At 49.1% G+C, this 20,945-nt stretch carries 18 protein-coding genes; 17 read left to right on the top strand and 1 reads right to left on the bottom strand.

All coding sequences use genetic code 11. The annotated features are described in order from the left end of the window. Positions 1–84: 84 nt before the first annotated feature. The 4 genes from C1A11_RS01175 to sigG all read left to right on the top strand — a co-directional run bounded on the left by C1A11_RS01175 (position 85) and on the right by sigG (position 5,285). Positions 85–2,481, top strand: coding sequence for an endonuclease MutS2 (locus C1A11_RS01175; RefSeq protein WP_102048603.1), 2,397 nt, complete (start codon positions 85–87; stop codon positions 2,479–2,481). 299 nt (positions 2,482–2,780) lie between these two features. Next, positions 2,781–3,644, top strand: coding sequence for a sigma-E processing peptidase SpoIIGA (locus C1A11_RS01170; protein WP_180950199.1), 864 nt, complete (start codon positions 2,781–2,783; stop codon positions 3,642–3,644). Positions 3,645–3,662: 18 nt separating this feature from the next. Next, positions 3,663–4,391, top strand: coding sequence for an RNA polymerase sporulation sigma factor SigE (gene sigE / locus C1A11_RS01165; protein ID WP_102048601.1), 729 nt, complete (start codon positions 3,663–3,665; stop codon positions 4,389–4,391). A gap of 123 nt (positions 4,392–4,514) precedes the next feature. Next, complete coding sequence (gene sigG / locus C1A11_RS01160; protein WP_102048600.1) at positions 4,515–5,285, top strand: RNA polymerase sporulation sigma factor SigG; 771 nt, start codon at positions 4,515–4,517, stop codon at positions 5,283–5,285. 61 nt (positions 5,286–5,346) lie between these two features. On the opposite strand, the gene C1A11_RS01155 is transcribed toward sigG, so the two are convergent. Further along, entirely contained in the window at positions 5,347–6,054 is a 708-nt protein-coding gene (locus C1A11_RS01155; RefSeq protein ID WP_180950198.1) for an HAD family hydrolase, read from the bottom strand. Between the two features lie 222 nt (positions 6,055–6,276). Here C1A11_RS01155 and C1A11_RS01150 point away from each other — a divergent pair, with 222 nt between their 5' ends. The 13 genes from C1A11_RS01150 to C1A11_RS01090 all read left to right on the top strand — a co-directional run bounded on the left by C1A11_RS01150 (position 6,277) and on the right by C1A11_RS01090 (position 20,909). Next, positions 6,277–6,552 (top strand): YlmC/YmxH family sporulation protein, encoded by a 276-nt coding sequence (locus tag C1A11_RS01150; protein ID WP_102048598.1) that lies wholly within the window; start codon positions 6,277–6,279, stop codon positions 6,550–6,552. A gap of 151 nt (positions 6,553–6,703) precedes the next feature. Further along, positions 6,704–7,429: a 30S ribosomal protein S2 gene (gene rpsB / locus C1A11_RS01145; RefSeq protein WP_102048597.1), complete on the top strand. Its 726-nt coding sequence runs from the start codon at positions 6,704–6,706 to the stop codon at positions 7,427–7,429. A gap of 41 nt (positions 7,430–7,470) precedes the next feature. Continuing rightward, on the top strand, positions 7,471–8,391 hold the full coding sequence (gene tsf / locus C1A11_RS01140; protein ID WP_102048596.1) for a translation elongation factor Ts: 921 nt from the start codon (positions 7,471–7,473) through the stop codon (positions 8,389–8,391). 338 nt (positions 8,392–8,729) lie between these two features. Next, positions 8,730–9,071 (top strand): PadR family transcriptional regulator, encoded by a 342-nt coding sequence (locus C1A11_RS01135; RefSeq protein ID WP_102048595.1) that lies wholly within the window; start codon positions 8,730–8,732, stop codon positions 9,069–9,071. Next, on the top strand, positions 9,068–10,087 hold the full coding sequence (locus C1A11_RS01130) for a hypothetical protein (protein WP_102048594.1): 1,020 nt from the start codon (positions 9,068–9,070) through the stop codon (positions 10,085–10,087). Before C1A11_RS01135 ends, C1A11_RS01130 begins: the two co-directional genes overlap by 4 nt. A gap of 113 nt (positions 10,088–10,200) precedes the next feature. Continuing rightward, on the top strand, positions 10,201–10,914 hold the full coding sequence (pyrH, locus tag C1A11_RS01125) for a UMP kinase (protein WP_102048593.1): 714 nt from the start codon (positions 10,201–10,203) through the stop codon (positions 10,912–10,914). A gap of 1 nt (position 10,915) precedes the next feature. Further along, on the top strand, positions 10,916–11,470 hold the full coding sequence (gene frr / locus C1A11_RS01120; RefSeq protein WP_102048592.1) for a ribosome recycling factor: 555 nt from the start codon (positions 10,916–10,918) through the stop codon (positions 11,468–11,470). Positions 11,471–11,610: 140 nt separating this feature from the next. Next, positions 11,611–12,324: an isoprenyl transferase gene (locus C1A11_RS01115; RefSeq protein ID WP_102048591.1), complete on the top strand. Its 714-nt coding sequence runs from the start codon at positions 11,611–11,613 to the stop codon at positions 12,322–12,324. A 51-nt stretch (positions 12,325–12,375) separates the two neighbouring features. Next, a complete protein-coding gene (locus C1A11_RS01110; RefSeq protein ID WP_102048590.1) occupies positions 12,376–13,239 on the top strand; it encodes a phosphatidate cytidylyltransferase in 864 nt (287 codons plus the stop codon). 20 nt (positions 13,240–13,259) lie between these two features. Further along, entirely contained in the window at positions 13,260–14,420 is a 1,161-nt protein-coding gene (dxr, locus tag C1A11_RS01105; RefSeq protein ID WP_102048589.1) for a 1-deoxy-D-xylulose-5-phosphate reductoisomerase, read from the top strand. Between the two features lie 43 nt (positions 14,421–14,463). After that, positions 14,464–15,501 (top strand): M50 family metallopeptidase, encoded by a 1,038-nt coding sequence (locus C1A11_RS01100; RefSeq protein ID WP_102048588.1) that lies wholly within the window; start codon positions 14,464–14,466, stop codon positions 15,499–15,501. 8 nt (positions 15,502–15,509) lie between these two features. Next, positions 15,510–16,598 (top strand): flavodoxin-dependent (E)-4-hydroxy-3-methylbut-2-enyl-diphosphate synthase, encoded by a 1,089-nt coding sequence (gene ispG / locus C1A11_RS01095; RefSeq protein WP_278335969.1) that lies wholly within the window; start codon positions 15,510–15,512, stop codon positions 16,596–16,598. A 9-nt stretch (positions 16,599–16,607) separates the two neighbouring features. After that, positions 16,608–20,909 (top strand): PolC-type DNA polymerase III, encoded by a 4,302-nt coding sequence (locus C1A11_RS01090; protein ID WP_102048586.1) that lies wholly within the window; start codon positions 16,608–16,610, stop codon positions 20,907–20,909. The last annotated feature ends 36 nt before the right edge of the window (positions 20,910–20,945 follow it).

Below are 20,945 nucleotides of genomic sequence, written 5' to 3'. Positions count from 1 at the left end.
AAAGTGTTTTTGTGCCGATGCAATCCCTAACCTTTTCGGCCGTGCCTAAAATTATGCGGGGCGGCTTTTATGGAAGGAGCTTCTATGACAACAAAATATCTGCATTTGCTGGAATTTGACAAAATAATTGCGATGGCGGCAGAGAACTGCGCTTGCCCCGAAGCAGCAGAGATGCTGCGCAATTTAAATGCCAGCACAACCACAGAAGAAATGCGCGAAGCGCTGCGCCGCACCGATGCGGTGACCAGCCTGCTTATTAAACATGGCAACCCGCGTATTCAAGGCGTGCAGGATGTAATGAATATCATTCGCCGCGCCGAAAAAGGCGGTATGCTTTCGATGAGCGAGCTGCTTATTGTTGCTGCCACCCTGCGCAATTTTAAGCACTTGAACGACTGGTATGGCGAAGGCCAGGAGACCGAGATCCCCAACGCGGAAGCGCTGGATCGCGTTTTCTATGGTATAACCGAAAACAACCAGCTTTCTAAAACTATTTTCGAGTGTATCCTTTCCGAAAATGAAATGGCAGACACCGCTAGTGATACGCTTTATGACCTTCGTCGTAAAATCCGTGCGGCAGAAAGCGCTATCCGTGATAAACTGGATTCTATTATCCGGTCGCCGAGCACGCAAAAGTACTTGCAGGATGCCATTGTCAGCCAGCGCAGCGGCCGCTTTGTTGTGCCGGTTAAGGCAGAATTCCGCAGTGAAATCAGCGGTGTCATTCACGACGTTTCGTCCTCTGGCGCAACACTTTTTGTGGAACCTTCGGCGGTGGTGGAGACCAACGCCAAAATCATGCAGCTGCGCAGCCAGGAAAAAGAGGAAATTGAAGCAATTCTCTCGAAATTTTCGAACGCAGTTGCAGCGCTGCAGCCTCAGTTTGGCTACAGCTATGCCGCCATGCTGGAGCTGGACGCCCTAATTGCCAAAGGGCGCCTTGCCGTTAGCCAGAATGCCGCTATGCCACAGGTTTCGGACGAAATGCGGTTTTCGCTTAAAAAAGCACGGCACCCGCTGATTGATAAAAAGAAAGTTGTGCCGGTGGATATCAGCATCGGCAAGGACTACGATGCGCTGATTATTACCGGCCCCAACACCGGCGGTAAAACAGTAAGCCTGAAGACTGCCGGTTTGCTGCTTGCCATGGCAGCCTGCGGATTCTTGATTCCAGCCTCTGAAGGCAGCGAAGTTTGTCTGTTTCGGGATATTTTGGTGGACATTGGCGACGAACAGAGCATTGAACAGAGCCTTTCCACTTTTTCCGGGCACATCAAAAATATCGTTGGCATTCTTGCGCAGGCTGCCCCTGATACATTGGTGCTACTTGACGAGCTTGGTGCAGGTACAGACCCGGCCGAGGGCGCGTCCTTGGCAGTTTCTATCATCGAAACCATTCGCGAAACCGGTGCGAAAATTATGGCGACCACCCATTACGGTGAGCTGAAAGTTTTTGCGCTGGAAACACCGCGCGTTCAAAATGCCTCCTGCGAATTTGATGTTGAGTCGCTGCGTCCGACCTATCGGCTGCTGGTGGGTGTGCCTGGCCGTTCCAATGCGTTCTTAATCGGCGAAAAGCTGGGGCTGCCTGCCAAAGTGATTCAAAAGGCGAGCGGGCATCTTTCTGCCGGCGACAAGCGCTTTGAAACCGTACTGGGCCAGCTGGAGGATTTGAAAGCTGAAATTCGTGAAGACAAAGAAGAAATCGAACGACTGAAATACGTTGCTGAAAACCAGCTGGATTCTGCAAAAGCAGAACGAGACAAACTGATTCAGCAAGGCCAAAACGAACTCGATGCGATGCGCCGTAAGGCAAAACAAATGGAACAGAACGTGCAGGATGCGGCATATGCGCTGTTGGATGAGATGAAAGAGCTGCAAAAACAGGAGAATCTTTCTGCATCTCAAAAAGCGCAGCGTGCGCGTGCCATTGCCCGTAAAGAGGCGATGGGCATTACAGAAGGCATTGGCGGAAGCGGTGAAGAAAAGCAAAGCTATGTGCCGCTTACCTCGGCCAAACCCGGCCAGATTGTTGTGGTGGCAGAAATGGGCTGTAACGGCACGGTGAAATCCGCACCCGATAAAAATGGTATGGTTGAGGTGCTGTGCGGTGCAATTAAAACCCGCGTGCCGCTTTCTGGTCTTTATGAGGCAGTGCAGCAACAAGCCCCCAAAAAGAAAAAACAGACCATTGTGCCGCGCAGCAGTGGCAGCAGTAGTGGGCGGCCTACCCGCAGTGCGGCAATGGAAATCAATCTAATCGGTATGACCTCGGAAGAGGCCGTGATGGAAGCAGACCGCTTTATTGACGGTGCTATGATGAGCGGTATTTCGCCTATCTATTTAATTCATGGCCGCGGCGCTGGCATTTTACGCAAGGCGATTCGCGACCACCTCAAACGCCATAAGTCGGTAAAAAGCTTCCGCTCCGGCATGTATGGCGAGGGCGAAGACGGTGTAACCGTGGTAGAGCTGAAATAGCCTTGGCGCGTTGGTATATCAATTGCGCTTTGCGAAAAAAGCGGAAAAATGACGAAATAGGCACCATGGAGAAAGCGCCTGTCCGGTCGCAATAGTTCCTAGAAAAATTGCCTGTCCTGTTGGGGCGGACCGAAAAAAGAGAGCTAAATACCTGCATTTTGTAGGTCTTAGCTCTCTTTTGCTTTTTAAAAAACTTGTTAAGATACAGAAAAATTACGCACTTTTCATTTGCGGTGACGGAATTCGTCATGCTTTTTGAGGCAAGCCCGCTAGACTGGTATTGCAAGGGAGGTATGCCGATGAAAACGGTTATCTATGTCGACGTACTGCTCGGCATTAATTTCATCATTGATTACTATTTGCTGCTTGCAGCAAAGCACCTTTCGGGGGCAAGTGGGGGCAATATTCGCCTTTTGTTGGGTAGTGCGCTTGCGGCGCTCTCATCTTTGATGTTGCTTGCGCCACCGATGCACCCGGCCATCAGCGTACTGATAAAGCTGCTTATTTGTGTGTGCTGTGTGCGGGCGGCGTTTCGGTATACGGGCTGGCGCACTTTGGCAAAAGCCACCTGCTGGTTTTTTTTGCTGAATTTTTTGCTTGCTGGCGTTGTCTTTTTCGCAATGTACACATTTTCGGCAAGTGGTATTCATCAAAATAATTTTGCGGTTTACTTTAACGTTTCTCCGTGGATGCTGCTTTTTTCGGTGCTATCTGTTTATTTGGTGCTGGAGGTATTCTCATTGCTTTTTCGACCGCCGCACACAGAGACCGCACTGGATTTTGGCTTCCGGCTGGGTGATATATTGATACGCGCCCACGCGCTTTACGATACCGGATTTTCGGTGAAAGATGCGCTGACAGGTTATCCATGTGTGCTCATCAGTCTGCCGGCAATGAAAAAACAGCTGCCGGAAAAGTTAGCAACGACGCTGGAAGCGTACTTTAAAAGCGGGACCTTGGGGGAGGGCTTGCATTTGGTACCTTGCACCACGGCACAGGGCAGAGGTTTGCTCCCTGCTAATGTGTGTCAAGACGTTTTGCTTTACAAGGGCAAAAAGGAACAACGCCTAGGCGCTGTCACCGTATTGTTTACCGATAAACCACTTGCTGAGGGCACTTACGAGGCATTGGCAGGTCCTGCTGTGGCTGGGGCCTTGGTATAAAGAAAAGGGGAAGACATCATGTGGAAGCTGTTTTTGAGTTTAAAAGGGAAGTGCTGCGCTTTATGGAAGCAGACGCTGGAACTGATTTGCCTGCCGGACTATATCTACTATATTAACGGCCCCGAAACGCTGCCCGCCCCGCTTTCCGCTGAAGAGGAAGCCCTGGTCTTTGCGGGCCTTGCAGAGGGCAAATCAGAGTGCCGCGAAGTGCTTATCACGCACAATCTGCGCCTGGTTGTTTATATCGCAAAAAAGTTTGAGAACACCGGGATCAATATCGAAGACATCATTTCTATCGGTACAATTGGGCTGGTGAAAGCGGTGAATACCTTTGTGCCGGAAAAAAACATCAAGCTCGCTACCTACGCCTCGCGCTGTATTGAGAACGAGATTTTGATGTATTTGCGCAAAAGCAGCAACCGCCGGAATGAGGCCAGCATCGATGAGCCGCTGAATGTGGATGGCGATGGCAACGAGCTGCTGCTTGGCGACGTATTGGGTACGGAAGGTGATACCGTTTCTGTCGGTGTGGAGCAGGACGATGAGCGTAGTTTATTGTATCGCGCGGTAGACCGGCTGTCTGACCGCGAAAGGCTGATTATGCAGATGCGTTTTGGCCTTTGTGATGGAAAAGAACACACCCAAAAAGAAGTTGCTGATATGATTGGTATTTCGCAAAGTTACATATCACGTTTAGAAAAACGTATCATTCGCAGGCTGCGTACAGACTTGGAACACGCTATGTAATGTGGTTTGGCTTTACAGCATAATCTGACCCATTTACCGAGAAAGATTTACCAGTCCCCAAAATCCGTCTAAAAAATATGCGCTTCCCCATACTATCCGTATCAAGACGGATGAGGTGGGCGCATGTATTATAGCAAAGTTGAAATATGCGGCGTGGATACTTCCAAGCTGCCGGTATTGAAAGAAAGTGAAAAACAGGTCTTGATTAAACGAGCGCAAGCGGGGGACGAAGAGGCGAGAAAACAGATGATCGCCGGCAACCTTCGTTTGGTGCTAAGCGTCGTGCAAAAATTTGCAGGCCGCAAAGAAAATATGGATGACCTGTTCCAAGTGGGCTGCATTGGATTGATTAAAGCAGTTGATGGATTTGACACCACGCTGGGGGTTCGTTTTTCTACCTACGGCGTGCCGATGATTGTCGGCGAGATACGCCGCTTTTTGAGAGATAACAATCCGGTGCGGGTCAGCCGTTCGGTCCGAGATCTTGCATGTAAAGCGATGCAAGCAAAGGAACAGCTGCAAAAACAGCTGGGCCGAGAGCCGACCATTCGAGAAATCGCACAAGAAACGGGCCAACCTCAAGAGGCAGTTACCTTGGCGTTGGAGTCGGTAGTAGATCCCATTTCGCTGTATGAACCGGTTTATAGCGATGGCGGAGATCCCGTGTATGTAATGGATCAAATCGGAGATAACGGAGGGGAAGAAAGCTGGATTAGTAGCATGACCTTCCGCGACACAGTAGGGCAGCTTTCTGAGCGTGAAAAACGCATTATGGCACTGCGCTTCATGCAAGGGCGCACCCAGGTGGAAGTAGCCAAAGAGATTGGAATTTCGCAGGCCCAGGTTTCTCGGCTCGAAAAAAATGCGCTTGAACGCATTAAAAGTGAAATGTAAGAAGAAAAAAGCACCCTCTCTGCACAAGCTGCAGAAAAGGGTGCTTTGCTTTTCTATAAAATCAGCGCTGGGGTTTGTTTGCGGCAGAGGTTTTGCCCAACTTAAAGAAACTGCCTGCTTTTTGGGATTTGGAAACAGGGTCGCTTTTGGGACGACGCGGTGCAGGTAAGGGCAGGTCGAGGCTCAGCAGGGTACGGCGCAGCTCTAATGCGCTGGTAAACAGAATGGCAGTAAAGCCAAGTGCGGCCGCAGCGTCTACGTTCTCCTGCCGGTCGTCGATGAAAATTGTTTCCGCAGGATCTAGCTTACAAACCTCTACCAGTTTGGCGAAGATGCGCGGATCAGGCTTGGTGATTTTTACTTCGCAGGAAGCAATACCGCCCGTGAAATATTGCATAAAGCGTTTTTTCTGTTGGAACATTTCCAGCACATCTTCCGCGATGTCCGAAAGATAGTAAAGCGGGTAGCCCAGTGTGCGCAGCTGCTCCATTAAGCGCACAGTATCATTTTTGGTAACCAGCATATCGCGCCAGTCGTCCAGCACCATCTGGGCCTCATAGCGGCGAGGGCCGCAGGCATCCAGCATTAACTGAACGCCTTTTGACATGGTGATTGTGCCGGCATCTAAAGCGCGCCAGGTGTCGCTGGCAAAAATATGTTCATATAGAAAGTCCTCGAGGGGCTGATTTAAAAAGCGCTCAGAAAGATAAGCGCGCGGGTCATAATCCACAACAACCCCGCCAAGGTCAAAAACAACGTTTTTTAGCATAAAGATTCTCATTCCTTCCGGCAGATGGGCAGAGCCCCACATCGTACCGCATTATTACTTACTTTCTTATTTTACTGCTTTTTTCGATAAAATTCAACGTAAAGCAAAATTGTCGATGGATGATTTTTCCACAGACGGCAGATAAATGGTCGAACAGCTGCCTGTTTGCATACATATATAGGTAGGATAAACCGCACAGCGAAGACAGAAAGGCGTGGTGGCATGGTTACAATGTATGAATTGTGCGAACGAGACGTGATTAACGTGACAACGGGCGCAAACCTGGGGCGTGTAGACGACCTGGTAATTGATGAGGAAACCGCCACCGTGCAGGAGCTTGTAGTGTATGGTCGCCTGCGCTGGTTTGGCTTGCTGGGGCGCGAAGATGACACGCATATTCCATGGCGGGATATCGTGCGGGTAGGGGAGGATGTCATTTTAGTGCGCACCGACCTACCCCAACGGCCGAAAAAGTCAAGAAATCCAATAAAATTTTGAAATAAAGCTTGTACCGAATGGTCGTTTGTGATATACTATCACAGCAATACGCACGCATTTCTTTAAAACCGTGTGCCGGAATCATCCGCTTCCGGTGGGTTTTTAGCCTTGAAATGCGGAGGAAAAACATTATTTTTAGGAGGATTTTACTATGGCAGTCGTATCTATGAAACAGCTTCTTGAGGCGGGCGTACACTTTGGTCATCAGACCCGTCGCTGGAACCCCAAAATGAAGAAATATATCTTCACCGAGCGTAACGGCATCTACATCATTGATTTGCAGAAAACCGTTAAACTTCTCGATGAGGCTTACAACTTTGTGCGTGACACCGCTGCACAGGGCGGCACCGTTCTGTTCGTCGGCACCAAAAAACAGGCTCAGGATTCCATCCGTGAGGAAGCTACCCGTTGCGGCATGTACTACATCAATGCTCGCTGGCTCGGCGGCACCCTGACCAACTTCCGCACCATCCGTAAACGTATCGACCGCATGGAGCAGCTCAAGAAAATGCGTGAGGACGGCACCTTCGATCTTCTCCCGAAGAAAGAAGTCGTCAAACACGAGCTCGAGATTGAGAAACTTGAGAAATTCCTCGGCGGCATCAAAGACATGAACAAACTGCCGAAAGCAATGTTCATCGTTGACCCCCATAAAGAGCGCATCGCTGTTTCTGAGGCGCTGAAGCTCCACATCCCCATCGTGGCAATCGTCGACACCAACTGCAACCCGGATGAGATTGACTACGTCATCCCCGGCAACGACGACGCAATCCGCGCTGTTAAGCTGATCTCCGGCGCTATGGCTAACGCTGTCCTCGAGGGCCGCCAGGGCCAGCAGGAAGCAGCTGCTCCCGCTGAGGAAGCTGCAGAGGCTTAATCGAACCACGATCAAAAGGAAAATACAGGAGGTAAACTACTATGGCATTTACTGCACAGGACGTAAAAAATCTGCGTGAGCAGACTGGCTGCGGCATGATGGACTGCAAAAAAGCACTCACCGATGCTGATGGCAACTTCGAAAAAGCAATCGAGATTCTTCGTGAGAAGGGCCTTGCACAGGCAAACAAAAAAGCAGGCCGCGTTGCTGCTGAAGGTATGGTTTACGCTGTTGCTGACCGCGCAAACAGACTTGGCGTTGTTGTTGAAGTTAACGCTGAGACCGACTTCGTTGCAAAGAACGAGCTGTTCCAGAACTTCGTTAAAGATCTGGCTAAAGTTGTTCTCGAGCAGAACCCCGCAGACGTTGCTGCACTGCTTGAGTGCAAAATGGCTGACGGCATGACCGTTGAGGCTGCTCGTCAGGATAAAGTTCTCGTCATCGGCGAGAACATCCAGGTTCGCCGTTTTGTTCGCTACGAAGGCGACTGCGTTTCTTATATTCACGGCGGCGGCACCCATGCTGTTCTGGTTTGCTTCGACACCGACGTTGCAGACAAAGAGGGCTTTGAGGTTTGCGGTAAAGACGTAGCAATGCAGATTGCTGCTGTTAACCCCACCTATGTTCGCGAGAGCGACGTTCCCGCTGAGGTTATTGAGGAAGAGAAGAAGATTCTCCTCGCTCAGATCGAAGGCGACGCTAAAATGGCAAGCAAACCCGAGCAGGTTAAAGTTAAAATGGTCGAAGGCAAAATTGGCAAGTTCTATAAAGAGAACTGCCTGCTTGACCAGCCGTTCGTTAAAGACGACAAAGTTACCGTTGGCCAGTATGTGGAATCCACTGCTAAAGAGCTTGGCGGCAAACTCGCTGTAGTCAAATTCGAGCGCTTTGAAAAAGGCGAAGGCATCGAGAAAAAAGAAGCTTGCGATTTCGCTTCCGAAATTGCAAGCATGGTGAAATAAGTTTCATCCAGCTTAGTTTATAATAAACAGGGGCAATGCGTTTACTGCATTGCCCCTGTTTTTTTATATTTTTTCTAAAATATTAGGCCTTTACGATATTTGCAGGTAAGCAAAAAATTTTTGCGTTAAAACAAAGGTTTACTAGGCTGTGTATTGAGCTAGAGCTTCTACGATTAAACGGTTTTGCTCAGCGTTGGTTGTGGCGGGTGCTTTTTTCTAATAGTAGAGGATGTGTGAAAACTTATTTGGTTTATAAAATCAAATAAATAATATATTATTATAATATCATATTGACAATACTGTATGACGTACAGTATAATAATTGTGAGGTGAAGAACGTGGCAGAATTAGAAGAATTGGTTGCCGGGCTGGATTTGGAGCTGCGTCGCGGCACTTTGGTGCTATGCGTGCTTTCCAGACTCACCACCCCGCAATACGGATACAGCTTAGTACAAGAACTAAGCGAAAAGGGGATAGCAATAGACATCAGCACGCTTTATCCATTGCTGCGCCGCTTAGAGCGGCAGGGCATTTGCGCAGCAGAGTGGGAAACCAGCGGCGCAAAGCCGCGCAAATATTATCAGCTTACAGAGCAGGGCAGACAGGTTTACCAAGAATTGAAAGAACACTGGCAGAACATAGCGACAAGCATATCGGCTTTACTGGAGGAGAAATCATGAACAACGACAAAAATTATATCGACAGCATGACCACGCGCTATGTTTACGCAGCCACGCGGTGGATGCCGGCAAAGCAACGCAAAGACGCAGCGCGAGAGCTGGAAAGTCTAATCGGCGACATGATGGAAGAACGAACGGGTGGCCGGGTGGCTGTGGCAAAAGACATTGAAATGGTGCTTACAGAACTTGGCAACCCTTCAGCGTTTTCTGCAAAAGCAAATGGGCAGGAACAATATCTGATTGGGCCAGACCTTTTCCCAAAATACAAAACAGTCATTAGCATCGTAATGATGGCAGTGGCATTTGGTATTACTGTGGCAATGGTGATTTTAATGACCTTGGGCAGCTTTAGCGGCATATTCGACTTTTTGTTTTCATGGCTTAGCAGCTTAGTGTCTGCCATTGTAACAGGCGCAGCGATTGTTACTTTCATTTTTGCACTTGCGCAGTGGCGTGGTGGTGCCTTGCGAGATGGTATCCTTCATACACCCTGGTCACCGGCAAACTTGCCACCGCTTCCGCAAAACGGGGAGCGCATCCCTCGCTGGGAATCGATTTTTGGCATCGTTTTCGGTGTGCTCGCAATGCTTCTTTTTGTACTCTTTCCGCAACTGATTGGTGGCTTTTTTAAAACAGATGGTCGCTATGTGCTCGTTCCGTTTTTCAATCTCGAGATAATGCGCCAGATGTTGCCGATGCTGCTTCTAATGTTTGCGCTGGGCATATTTCGTGAATTTGTGGCTTTTATGGAAGGCCGCTATACCATGCGCCTTGCAATTGTAACAAGCATCAGCGATTTAATCTCGATGGGGCTGGCTGTGGTCGTGTTTGGCAATCCGCAGCTTTACAGTGCAAACTTTTTCCCCGCTGTGCAGGCAGTTGCACCGGAACTTAGCGAAATCTCTTGGGTGTTTGAAAGCTTTGGGAAAATCTTTCTTGCGGTTTTCTTGTTCGCTTTAGTACTTGATTTGCTCACCACACTTTTTAAGGCACTAAAATATCGCGCGAATGTGTGAAGATAACGTAAAAGGACACAATTCAGTGTCCTTTTATTTTGTTATCTCTTTACATTAAGAGTGGGTTATTGTAAAATAATACTGATAATGAAGAATTAGGCGGTGTTGGAAATTTGGAACTAAAATATAAGCGTATATTGCTCAAACTTTCTGGTGAGGCGCTTGCCGGCGACCAGAAAATGGGAATAGATTACGACGTTGTCGTGCGCATTTGCAGCAGCATCAAAAAAGCTGTAGACATGGGCGCAGAAATCGCCATCGTCGTAGGCGGCGGCAACTTTTGGCGTGGCCGCAGCAGTGGAGAGATGGAGCGCACCCGTGCGGACCAGATTGGCATGATGGCAACTGTAATGAACGCCTTGGCTGTTGCAGATGCGCTTGAGCATTTGGACCTTGAAGTGCGCGTTCAGACTGCACTTACGATGCAGCAGGTTGCAGAGCCTTATATCCGCAACCGCGCAACTCGTCACCTCGAAAAAGGCCGCGTTGTGATTCTTGCCTGCGGTACGGGCAATCCGTTCTTCTCTACGGATACCGCCTCTGCCCTTCGCGCAGCAGAAATCAATGCCGAAATCGTTTTTAAAGCCACGATGGTAGACGGCGTTTACGACAAAGACCCCCACAAATACAGCGATGCAGTACGCTATAAAACCCTGACATTCTCTCAGGTGCTGGCAGACCAGCTGCAGGTAATGGATTCTACCGCCGCAACCATGTGCAGAGACAATAAATTGCCTTTGCTGGTATTTGATATTTCCGACCCTGATAACATCGTTCGAGCCATTTCCGGTGAAGATATCGGCACCCTTGTGAAGGAGGAAAATTAAAATGAGTGAAGCAACTAAAAAGTACAGTGATAAAATGAGCGGCGCAGTCGACCACCTCGTCAAAGAGCTGAAGGCTGTTCGCGCAGGTCGTGCTAACCCCGCAGTTCTCGATAAAGTGACGGTTGACTATTATGGCAGCCCTACCCCCATCCAGCAGGTGGCAGCTGTGGCCGTGGCTGAGGCGCGCGTCCTCACCATTCAGCCTTGGGATGCATCTTTGCTGCATGCGATTGAAAAAGCAATCCAGTGCAGCGATGTCGGTATTAACCCGATTGATGACGGCCGCATGATTCGTCTGGTTTTCCCCGCACCGACCGAGGAGCGTCGCAAAGCGCTGACCAAAGATGTGCAGAAGATGGGCGAAGAAGCCAAAGTGGCTGTGCGCAATGTACGCCGCGATGCAATGGATAAGTTTAAGGCTCAGAAAAAAGCAAACGAAATTACCGAAGACGACCAGAAAAACCTCGAAGATGAAATGCAAAAGGTCACTGATAAATTCGTCAAAGAAGTCGACAAGGTCTGTGAAGAAAAAATCAAAGAGATTATGGAAATCTAAGCATTACAGCTTGCAAAAGGGTATTGGATTCTCAATTCCATAATGCTAAACTGCCTCTAAGATGCAGACCGCACGCCTTCGCGTGCGGTCTGCGCTTTTAGGATACAGCCTTTTTAGGCGACGAGCAAAGGAGTTTATTTATGCAGCAGCTTGACACCCGCGCCGAGGGTCTCCACATCGGCTTTATTATGGACGGTAATGGACGCTGGGCAAAGAAACGCGGCTTGCCGCGCACTGCAGGTCATAAAAAAGGTGCACAGGTTTTTCAGGACATTGTGCGCTACTGTAATCAAATTGGCGTAGAAAGCGCGAGTTTTTATGCGTTTTCTACCGAGAACTGGAAACGCCCCGAAAATGAGGTGGAGAGCATTATGCGGCTCTTCAAAGAGTATCTCATTAAAGCGTTTGATTATAAAAAAGAAAACAACCGCGTCTGCTTTTTGGGTGACCGCACACCACTTTCGCGTGACCTTGTGCAGATGATGGAAGAAATAGAAGAAGGCACAAAAAACAATACCGGCATGACGCTGAACATCGCTATTAACTATGGTGGCAGAGACGAAATTACGCATGCGGTGCGCGCCTTGGCCCAAGAGGTGCAGCAGGGCAAGCTCGCCCCTGAGAACATTACCGAGCAAATGATTTCTGACCGGCTTTATACCGGTGGGCAAAAAGATCCGGACTTCATTTTGCGTCCCTCGGGAGAAAAACGTCTTTCTAACTTTTTGCTTTGGCAAAGCGCTTATGCAGAGTTTGTTTATATGGATGTGCTCTGGCCTGATTTTACAAGGCATGACCTTGACCTTGCCATTGACGAGTACAACCATCGCACCCGCCGCTTTGGTGGAATCTAGAGGCGAGCGGTGCGGGCTTGCACAATAAGCCGGGAAAGGATATAAAAATTTATGAAAACTAGGATTATCACATCGCTGATAGGAATCCCCATTCTATTCCTTGCGCTGTATTTTTACGATACGTTTGTTTTTAATATCATCATAGCAACCGTTTGTGTGCTTGCTTTCTATGAGATTGTCGGCGCATTTAAAATCAAAAATCCTCTTTGGATTTATCTCGCGGTGGTGCCAATGGCACTTATCGTACTGCTGTCAGATCAAGAGTTTATTCGGCAGGCGATACCGCTTTTGGTTTTCCTCTTCATTGTGTATATTGCGGTTTGCGTTATTTTTGAGATTAAAGATTTGTCTTTTACACAAATTAGTGGCGTTGTGCTGTTTTGCGGCGTTGTGCTGTTCGGCTTTTACTCGATTCTTTCGTTTAAGCTCATTTATCCTGTTTCGCAGTACCACTACGATGCCCTGTATTTAATTTTGCTGGGCTTTGGGTTTGCGTGGGGCGGAGATTCGGCGGCTTATTTTACCGGCTGCTCTTTTGGCAAGCACAAACTGGCCCCGAGTGTAAGCCCCAATAAAACCATTGAAGGTGCAATTGGCGGTATTTTTGGCAGCATGCTGCTCGGTGCATTGTTTACCTACCTTTATTCGCTGCTGCTCCCGCATCTGGAGACGTCGGCTTATTCAGCCATTGATGGCAGCAGCTATCTGGTAGTTTGTCTGATGGGCGCAGTGGCCAGCGTTATGGGTATCATGGGCGATTTGTTTACTTCCGCTATCAAACGGCAATGCGGAATTAAAGATTACGGCACTATTTTCCCAGGGCACGGCGGCATTCTGGACCGGTTTGACAGCGTATTGTTTGTCATGCCTTTTGTTGCCATCGTATCTCGCTCGGTGCAGATTATTGCACGCTGAAATGCATAAAGGAGTTTACCATGTCTAAAGTTATTACACTGCTTGGGTCTACCGGCTCTATCGGTACCCAAAGTCTTGATGTAATCCGGGCCCAGGGGTACCAGGTATTTGGCCTTGCGGCGCATAGCAATGTAACACTGCTGCTGCGGCAGATTATAGAATTTACCCCCAAAGCTGTGGCCGTGGTGGATCCTCATGCAGCAGAGCAGCTGAAAGCACAGCTTTCTACAATGCCAAACCCACCGGTGCTGCTTACCGGCAAAGAAGGCCTGGTGGAGCTTGCTGCAATGCCCGGTGCAGACATTGTGCTGAATGCGGTTGTCGGCATCGCCGGCCTTGCACCGACGCTTGCTGCGATTGAAAGCGGCAAAGACCTTGCGCTTGCGAATAAAGAAAGCCTGGTTACCGGCGGCCAGCTGGTAATAGATGCGGTAAAGAAAAAAGGTGTGCATTTGCTGCCTGTGGACAGTGAACATTCTGCAATTTTTCAGTGTCTGCAAGATGCGGCAAGCGCAAAAAGCCTTACCAAAATTCTGCTTACTGCCTCCGGGGGGCCTTTCTTTGGCAAGAAAAAAGAAGAGCTGCAGCAGATTACAGCAGTAGATGCACTGCGCCACCCAACCTGGAATATGGGCGGTAAAATCACTATCGACAGCGCAACGCTGATGAACAAAGGCTTGGAACTGATTGAAGCCGTTTGGCTGTTTGGTCTGCCAGCAGACAAGGTTCAGGTGGTAGTACAGCGGCAGAGTGTAATTCACTCGATGGTACAATACAGCGATAATTCTGTTATTGCGCAGCTTGGTGTGCCGGATATGCGTATTCCAATTCAATATGCACTTACATGGCCCGAGCGCGTACCCGGCCCCGCACCCGAATTAGATTTTACCACATTGGGTACACTGACTTTTGACGTTGCAGACGAAGATACTTTTCTGTGTTTGGCAGCAGCAAAACGTGCCATTACCAAAGGCGGCCTTTGCCCTACCGCGGTCAACGGCGCCAACGAACAGGCAGTAGAACTGTTTTTGCAGGATAAAATTCGCTTTTTGGAGATTGGAGAATTTGTTGCGCGTGCCGCAGAAGAGTTTAGCGCGGGAAATGGTGCATATACATTAGAAGAGCTGTATGCTTGCGACGCGGCGGCCCGAGCCATGGTGCGCCGCCTTGCAAACGCTTAAATAAAATAGCAGAGGCGTTGCGGCCCCTGTGACGGGAGACTCTATGTTGGATTTGATAGTGAAGATTCTTGCTGCACTTTTTGTGTTTGGGCTTGTGGTGTTTGTACATGAGCTGGGGCATTTTGTCACGGCAAAAATGTCAGGCATAAAGGTAAACGAGTTTGCCATTGGCATGGGGCCGACACTGTTCCATTTCGGAAAAGGCGAAACGAAATATGCGCTTCGTCTTTTCCCAATCGGCGGATTTGTCAGCATGGAAGGCGAGGACGAGGAGTCGAATGACGAACGGTCTTATACGCGAGCTCCGCTTAAAAATCGTATTCTCGTCATTATTGCTGGCGGTGTGATGAACCTGATTTTAGGCTTTGTGATTTTGACGGTTCTTGTTTCTAATGAGCACGCCATCACCAGCCGTACCGTGGCAGAGTTTTTGCCGAATGCTTCTACCCAGGCAAGTGGCCTGCAGGTAGGCGACGAAATTGTCGGTGTCAATGGCCGACGCTGCTTTATTGCGAATGACCTTATTTATGAATTTCTGCGTACCCAAAATGGCATTGCAGACCTTGAGGTTATTCGCAGTGGCCAGCGCATTACATTGGATAACGTAAAATTTGATACCCAGCCGACCGAAGACGAAAACTTAAAAACCATCGTAATCGACTTTAGAGTTCTGCCCATCGAAAAAACGCCGATTACGGTTGTGAAAGAGGCAGGGCTTTGGACCTGCTCTCTGGCACGCATGGTATTCTTGTCGGTGATGGATCTCATCACGGGCCGGGTTGCCGTTAATACGCTGGCAGGGCCGGTAGGCGTTGTTAGTGTCATCAGTGATGCTGTCAGCTATGGCTGGGATTCGCTGGCTATGGTTATGGCTCTTATCACGATTAACCTTGGCGTGTTCAACCTGCTGCCGGTACCGGCACTGGATGGCGGTAAACTGTTCCTGCTTCTGGTGGAAGCAATCCGCCGCAAGCCAATCCCCGAAAAATATGAAATCTTCATCAACAGTGCAGGCTTTGTGCTGCTGATGGGGCTTATGGCTTTTGCCACCTTCAATGATATTGCAAAGCTTTTGAAGTAGCTCAGAGCATCGATAGACCACAGGTTACTGCTGTCACAGCGAGGCCGAAAGAGGAGTGCAAAATGAGAAAAGAAATCAAAATAGGAAACCTTGCCATAGGCGGTAATCAGCCGGTAGCGGTACAGAGCATGCTAAATGTACCAATCCATGACATGGAGGGCAACGTTGCACAGGCCGTGCGTTTGCAACAGGCCGGTTGCCAAATTGTACGGGTGACGGTACCGACTGCTGAGGATGCGAAAGTAGTTGCCGCGATTAAAGAGCAGGTTACGATGCCCGTAGTTGCCGATATCCATTTTGATTACCGTGCAGCGCTGGCAGCAATTGATGCTGGCGCAGATAAAATTCGCATTAATCCCGGCAATATCGGTGATGATGATAGGGTAGCAGCTGTGGTGAAGGCGTGTAAAGCTAAAAGCCTTCCCATTAGAATAGGGGTAAATGCAGGCAGTTTGGAAAAAGAACTGCTTGCAAAATACGGCACGCCTACACCAGAAGCGTTGTGTGAGAGCGCAATGCGGCACGTGGCTTTGCTGGAAAAGCACGATTTTGACGATATCGTTATCAGCATCAAGTCCAGTAATGTGCCCACAGTGGTTGCAGCATATCGTCTGCTGGCTACACAGTGCAATTATCCGCTCCACGTTGGCGTTACAGAAGCTGGTACTTATCGCATGGGCTTGATTAAATCTGCAATGGGCATTGGCAGCCTGTTGTTAGATGGTATTGGTGACACGCTGCGTGTTTCATTGACCGACGCACCGGAGAAAGAAGTGCAGGCCGGATTTGATATTTTGCGCGCTGCGGGCTTTGACGTGCCCGGACCGGAGATTGTTTCTTGCCCTACCTGTGGCAGAACCAATATCAACCTGGCTGAAATTGCAGCAGAAGTTGAAAAGCGGTTAGAGGGCTGCACCAAATCTATTAAAGTTGCCGTGATGGGCTGCATTGTAAACGGCCCGGGCGAAGCGAAAGAAGCCGATATTGGCATTGCCGGCGGCAAGGATTGCGCGGTGCTTTTTGTAAAAGGCCAGCAGGTGCGCACGCTGTACGGCGATATTGTTGGACAACTGATGGAAGAAATTGAAAAACTGTAGGGGGATAGCATGAGGGCACTGATCGAAAAACTATGGCCGGATCTTTCTGGCGAGCTGGATGTGAAGCTGCAGGATGCAGAGCTCACAGCGGCGGTTGTAGACCGTGCTACCAACACCGTTCATCTCAATATTAAATCAAGCGAGTGTATTGCGCCGGAAGAATGCAATGCACTCGCTTCTTCTGCACGGGCAGCTTTTCCCGGTTTTGGGGTTTGTGTTAGCTCCGAGCAGAGGTGTCAGCACTTGGATGAGCAGGCCGTGCTGCGTTTTGCGGAGGAGTTAAAGCGCCAGGGGCTGCCGATTAACGGCTTTTTAGATGGATGCGAAATCAAGGTTGATAACTGCGCCGTTACCGTTGAAGTAAAACACGGCGATTCTATTTTGCGGGCCATTAACTTTGAGCAAAAGCTCGCGCAGGAGATTGCCCGGGAATTAGGCTCGGCAGTTACGGTGCAGCTGATTTGTAACGAACGCCCAGACCCAGACAAGCTGGAAGCAGCTGTACTGGCGAAAAAGCCCTCTCCGACTATGGCTGTAGCAGCCCCCGCCAAACGAGGTGAAGGCAAAGCAATCAAAGGTAAGTTAGAGGTGCCCGGCATTGAGCTGACCGATACGCCTGCGCGTCTGGTGAGCGGCAAGGACTTTAAAGTCGGCAAAATTACCCGTATCAAAGACCTTGGCGCGGACAGCGGTAGGGTAACCATCTGGGGCGATGTATTCTTTACGGAACTTAAAGGTAATTTTCGCAAAATATACACTATCTCGGTTACCGACAAGACAGGCTCCATCAATTTGAAAATTGTCGCAGACATGAATGAAAATACCGAGCGTTGGGACAACCTTTCTACCGGTGACACGCTTATTATTAAGGGCTCTTGCGACTATGATAAATATGAGGGAGATTATGTCATTCGGCCTTATGATGTGCTGAAGGTTGAACGTAAACGCAGAGAAGATAACGCAGCAGAAAAGCGCATCGAACTGCATTTGCATACCACGCTTAGCTCGATGGACGGTTTGTGCGACCCTGCGAAAGCAGTGCGCCTGGCAGCGAAGTTTGGACATCCCGCAGTGGCCATCACCGACCATGGTGTGGTGCAGGGATTCCCCGAAGCGATGCTTGCCACCGATGACATCCGCAAATCGAACCCCGACTTCAAGCTGATTTACGGCTGTGAGGCTTATTTTGTAGATGACATGGTGGATGTGGTACACGGCGAAGCTGATACCCCACTGCGCGGCGAATTTATAGCTTTTGACATCGAAACCACGGGCCTTAGTGCTAAAAATGATAATATTACTGAGATAGGCGCGGTACTGATTCGCAACGGCGAAATCATTGAAGAATTTGACACCTTTGCAAATCCCGAGCGCTCAATTCCTCCTAAAATCGTTGAACTTACCGGCATTACAGATGCCATGGTAAAAAACGCTCCCTCTCAGTGTGATGCAGTAAAAGCCTTTTTGGATTTTGCAGGGAATCGTCCTTTGCTGGCGCATAACGCGCACGGGTTTGATATTCGGTTTATTCGCAGAATTGCCCAGGAAAATAATCTGCCATTCGAGAATACCTATCTGGATACGCTGCCACTGGCGCAGTCACTTTATGCAGGACTCAAAAACTATAAGCTGGATACTGTCGCAAATCACTTAGAACTGCCGCCGTTCCAGCATCACCGCGCGGCTGACGATGCCCGGGTACTGGCGCAAATTTTTGTGAAAATGATTGACACGTTGGAATTCCGTGAAATTACTAGCCTTGGGGCAGTAAATACGGGAATTGGCAGTACGCGCGCTGTGTCTAAAAAGAATTTTCATATGATTTTACTGGTCAAAGATCAAGTTGGCCTTAAAAATCTCTACAAGCTGGTTTCTTTTGCTCACATCGATCACTTCCACAAGGTGCCGCGTATTCCGCGCAGCGTTTTGGTGCAGCACCGTGAGGGGATTCTGGTGGGTAGTGCATGTGAAGCAGGTGAACTTTACAGAGCTGTAACCGAAGGTCGCACCTATGATGAGTTGCGCAAAATAGCAAGTTTTTACGATTATTTAGAAGTGCAGCCCATCGGCAACAACGAATATATGGTACGCGACGGTATGGTTTCCAGCGATGAAGACATCAAAAACTTTAATCGTACGATTGTAAAATTGGCAGAAGATCTTGGAAAACTGTGTGTAGCTACGGGTGATGTGCATTTTCTTGAGCCGGAAGACGCAGCGTTTCGCGCTGTTTTAATGGCAGGTAAAGGCTTTAAAGATGCGGACCAACAAGCCCCCCTCTATTTCCGCACCACCGATGATATGCTCAAAGAATTTGCGTATTTCGGCAAGGATAAAGCGAAAGAGCTTGTCATCACTAATCCGGCCAAAATTGCTGAAATGGTCGATGGCAATCTGCGAGCTATCCCTAAAGGTACCTATACGCCTACTATCGAAGGCGCCGATGAGATGCTGCGTGAATCAACAATGAACAACGCCCGCGCTCGCTATGGCGATCCTTTGCCTGAGATTTTGGAAAAGCGCCTGACCCGAGAGCTCGATTCTATTATCAAACACGGCTTTGCGGTGCTGTACGTGATTGCGGTTAAGCTGGTGGCTTATTCTAACGAGCACGGCTATCAAGTAGGCAGCCGTGGCAGCGTTGGTTCTTCTGCTGTGGCAAATTTCTCTGGCATTTCAGAGGTTAACCCGTTGCCTCCGCATTATCTGTGCCCCAAATGCCGGTACAGCGAATTTTTTGATGATGGCTCGGTTGCCGACGGCTTTGACTTGCCGAATAAAAAATGCCCCGTTTGCGGCGAGCAGCTTATGATGGACGGCCATGACATTCCGTTTGAAACGTTTCTTGGCTTTGACGGCGATAAAGAGCCTGATATCGACCTTAACTTTTCGGGCGAATATCAGTCGCAGGTGCATCGTTATACGGAGGAGCTGTTTGGTAAGGAGTTCGTCTTTAAAGCCGGCACAGTTTCGGCACTGAAAGACAAAACCGCTTACGGCTATGTAAAAAAATATCTGGATGAGCGCGGCATGGTGCTCAATAAAGCAGAAGAAAACCGTCTTACCATTGGCTGCACCGGTGTAAAGCGCACCACAGGCCAGCATCCGGGCGGCATGGTTGTTGTTCCAAGCAACCACGAGGTATATGACTTTACGCCAATTCAGCACCCCGCTGATGATAAGGAAAAGGGCGTTTATACCACCCACTTCGAGTTTAAATACCTCCATGATACGCTGCTTAAGCTGGACGAGCTTGGGCACGACGTCCCGACAATTTATAAGCACCTGGAGGATATGACAGGCATTAAAATGGACGATGTGCCGATGAATGATGAAAAGGTCATTTCCCTTCTGGTTTCGCCGGAAGCGTTGGGTGTAAAGCCCCAGGACATTGCTAGCGAAACCGGCACTTTCGGTATTCCGGAGCTTGGCACCGTATTCGTCCGCAACATGTTAATTGAAGCACAGCCAAAGAGCTTTTCTGATTTGATTCAGATTTCGGGCCTTTCGCACGGCACTGACGTTTGGAATGGCAACGCGCAGGACTTGATTAAAAACGGCACCTGCACCATTTCTGACGTTATCGGTACCCGTGACAGCATTATGACTTATCTACTGCACAAAGGGGTAGAACCAAAACAGGCGTTTAACATCATGGAGCTAACCCGTAAAGGTAAGGTTGCGGCCAAGGGCTTTCCCGAAGGAGTAGAGCAAATGCTGCGAGAGCATGATGTGCCGGAATGGTATCTCGACAGCTGTAAAAAAATCAAGTACATGTTCCCAAAGGCGCACGCAGTTGCTTATTTGATTGCGGCGATTCGGCTGATGTGGTTTAAGCTGTATCATCCGCTCGAGTTTTATGCTACAAACTTTACTGTACGCGGCGAGGACATCGACTACGAAGCTGCGGTTGGCGGCAAGCTTGTAGCGGCGCAAAAGCTAAAAGAGGTAACTGCACGGTTGAAAGAAAATAAGAATGCCAAAGACGAGGACATCTTGGCCAGCTTGCAACTGGTAGGCGAGATGCTCGCGCGTGGCTACGAGTTTTTGCCAATCGAGCTCGGCAAATCTGAAGCGCGGCGCTACACGGTGGAAAACGGAAAAATAAGACTGCCGTTCCTTGCGATGAAAGGTATCGGTGAAGCGGCGGCAATTGCGATGGAAGAAGCCTGCAAAAAGACGACGGATTTCATCTCAATCGACGAGTTTCAAAGCGAAAGCGGCGTTTCTTCTGCTGTCATTGATTCGCTTGAAAAAGCGGGTGTCTTTGGTGATTTGCCAAAGAGTAGCCAAATTAGCCTGTTTGGCTAGATAAAAAGAAAAAGCATCTTCTCTAAATCGAGAAGA

This window comes from Pygmaiobacter massiliensis (assembly GCF_900199435.1).
GTDB lineage: Bacteria > Bacillota > Clostridia > Oscillospirales > Ruminococcaceae > Pygmaiobacter > Pygmaiobacter massiliensis.
Note: the sequence above shows the minus strand (reverse complement) of the source record. Positions and strands in the feature narration are given on the sequence as shown.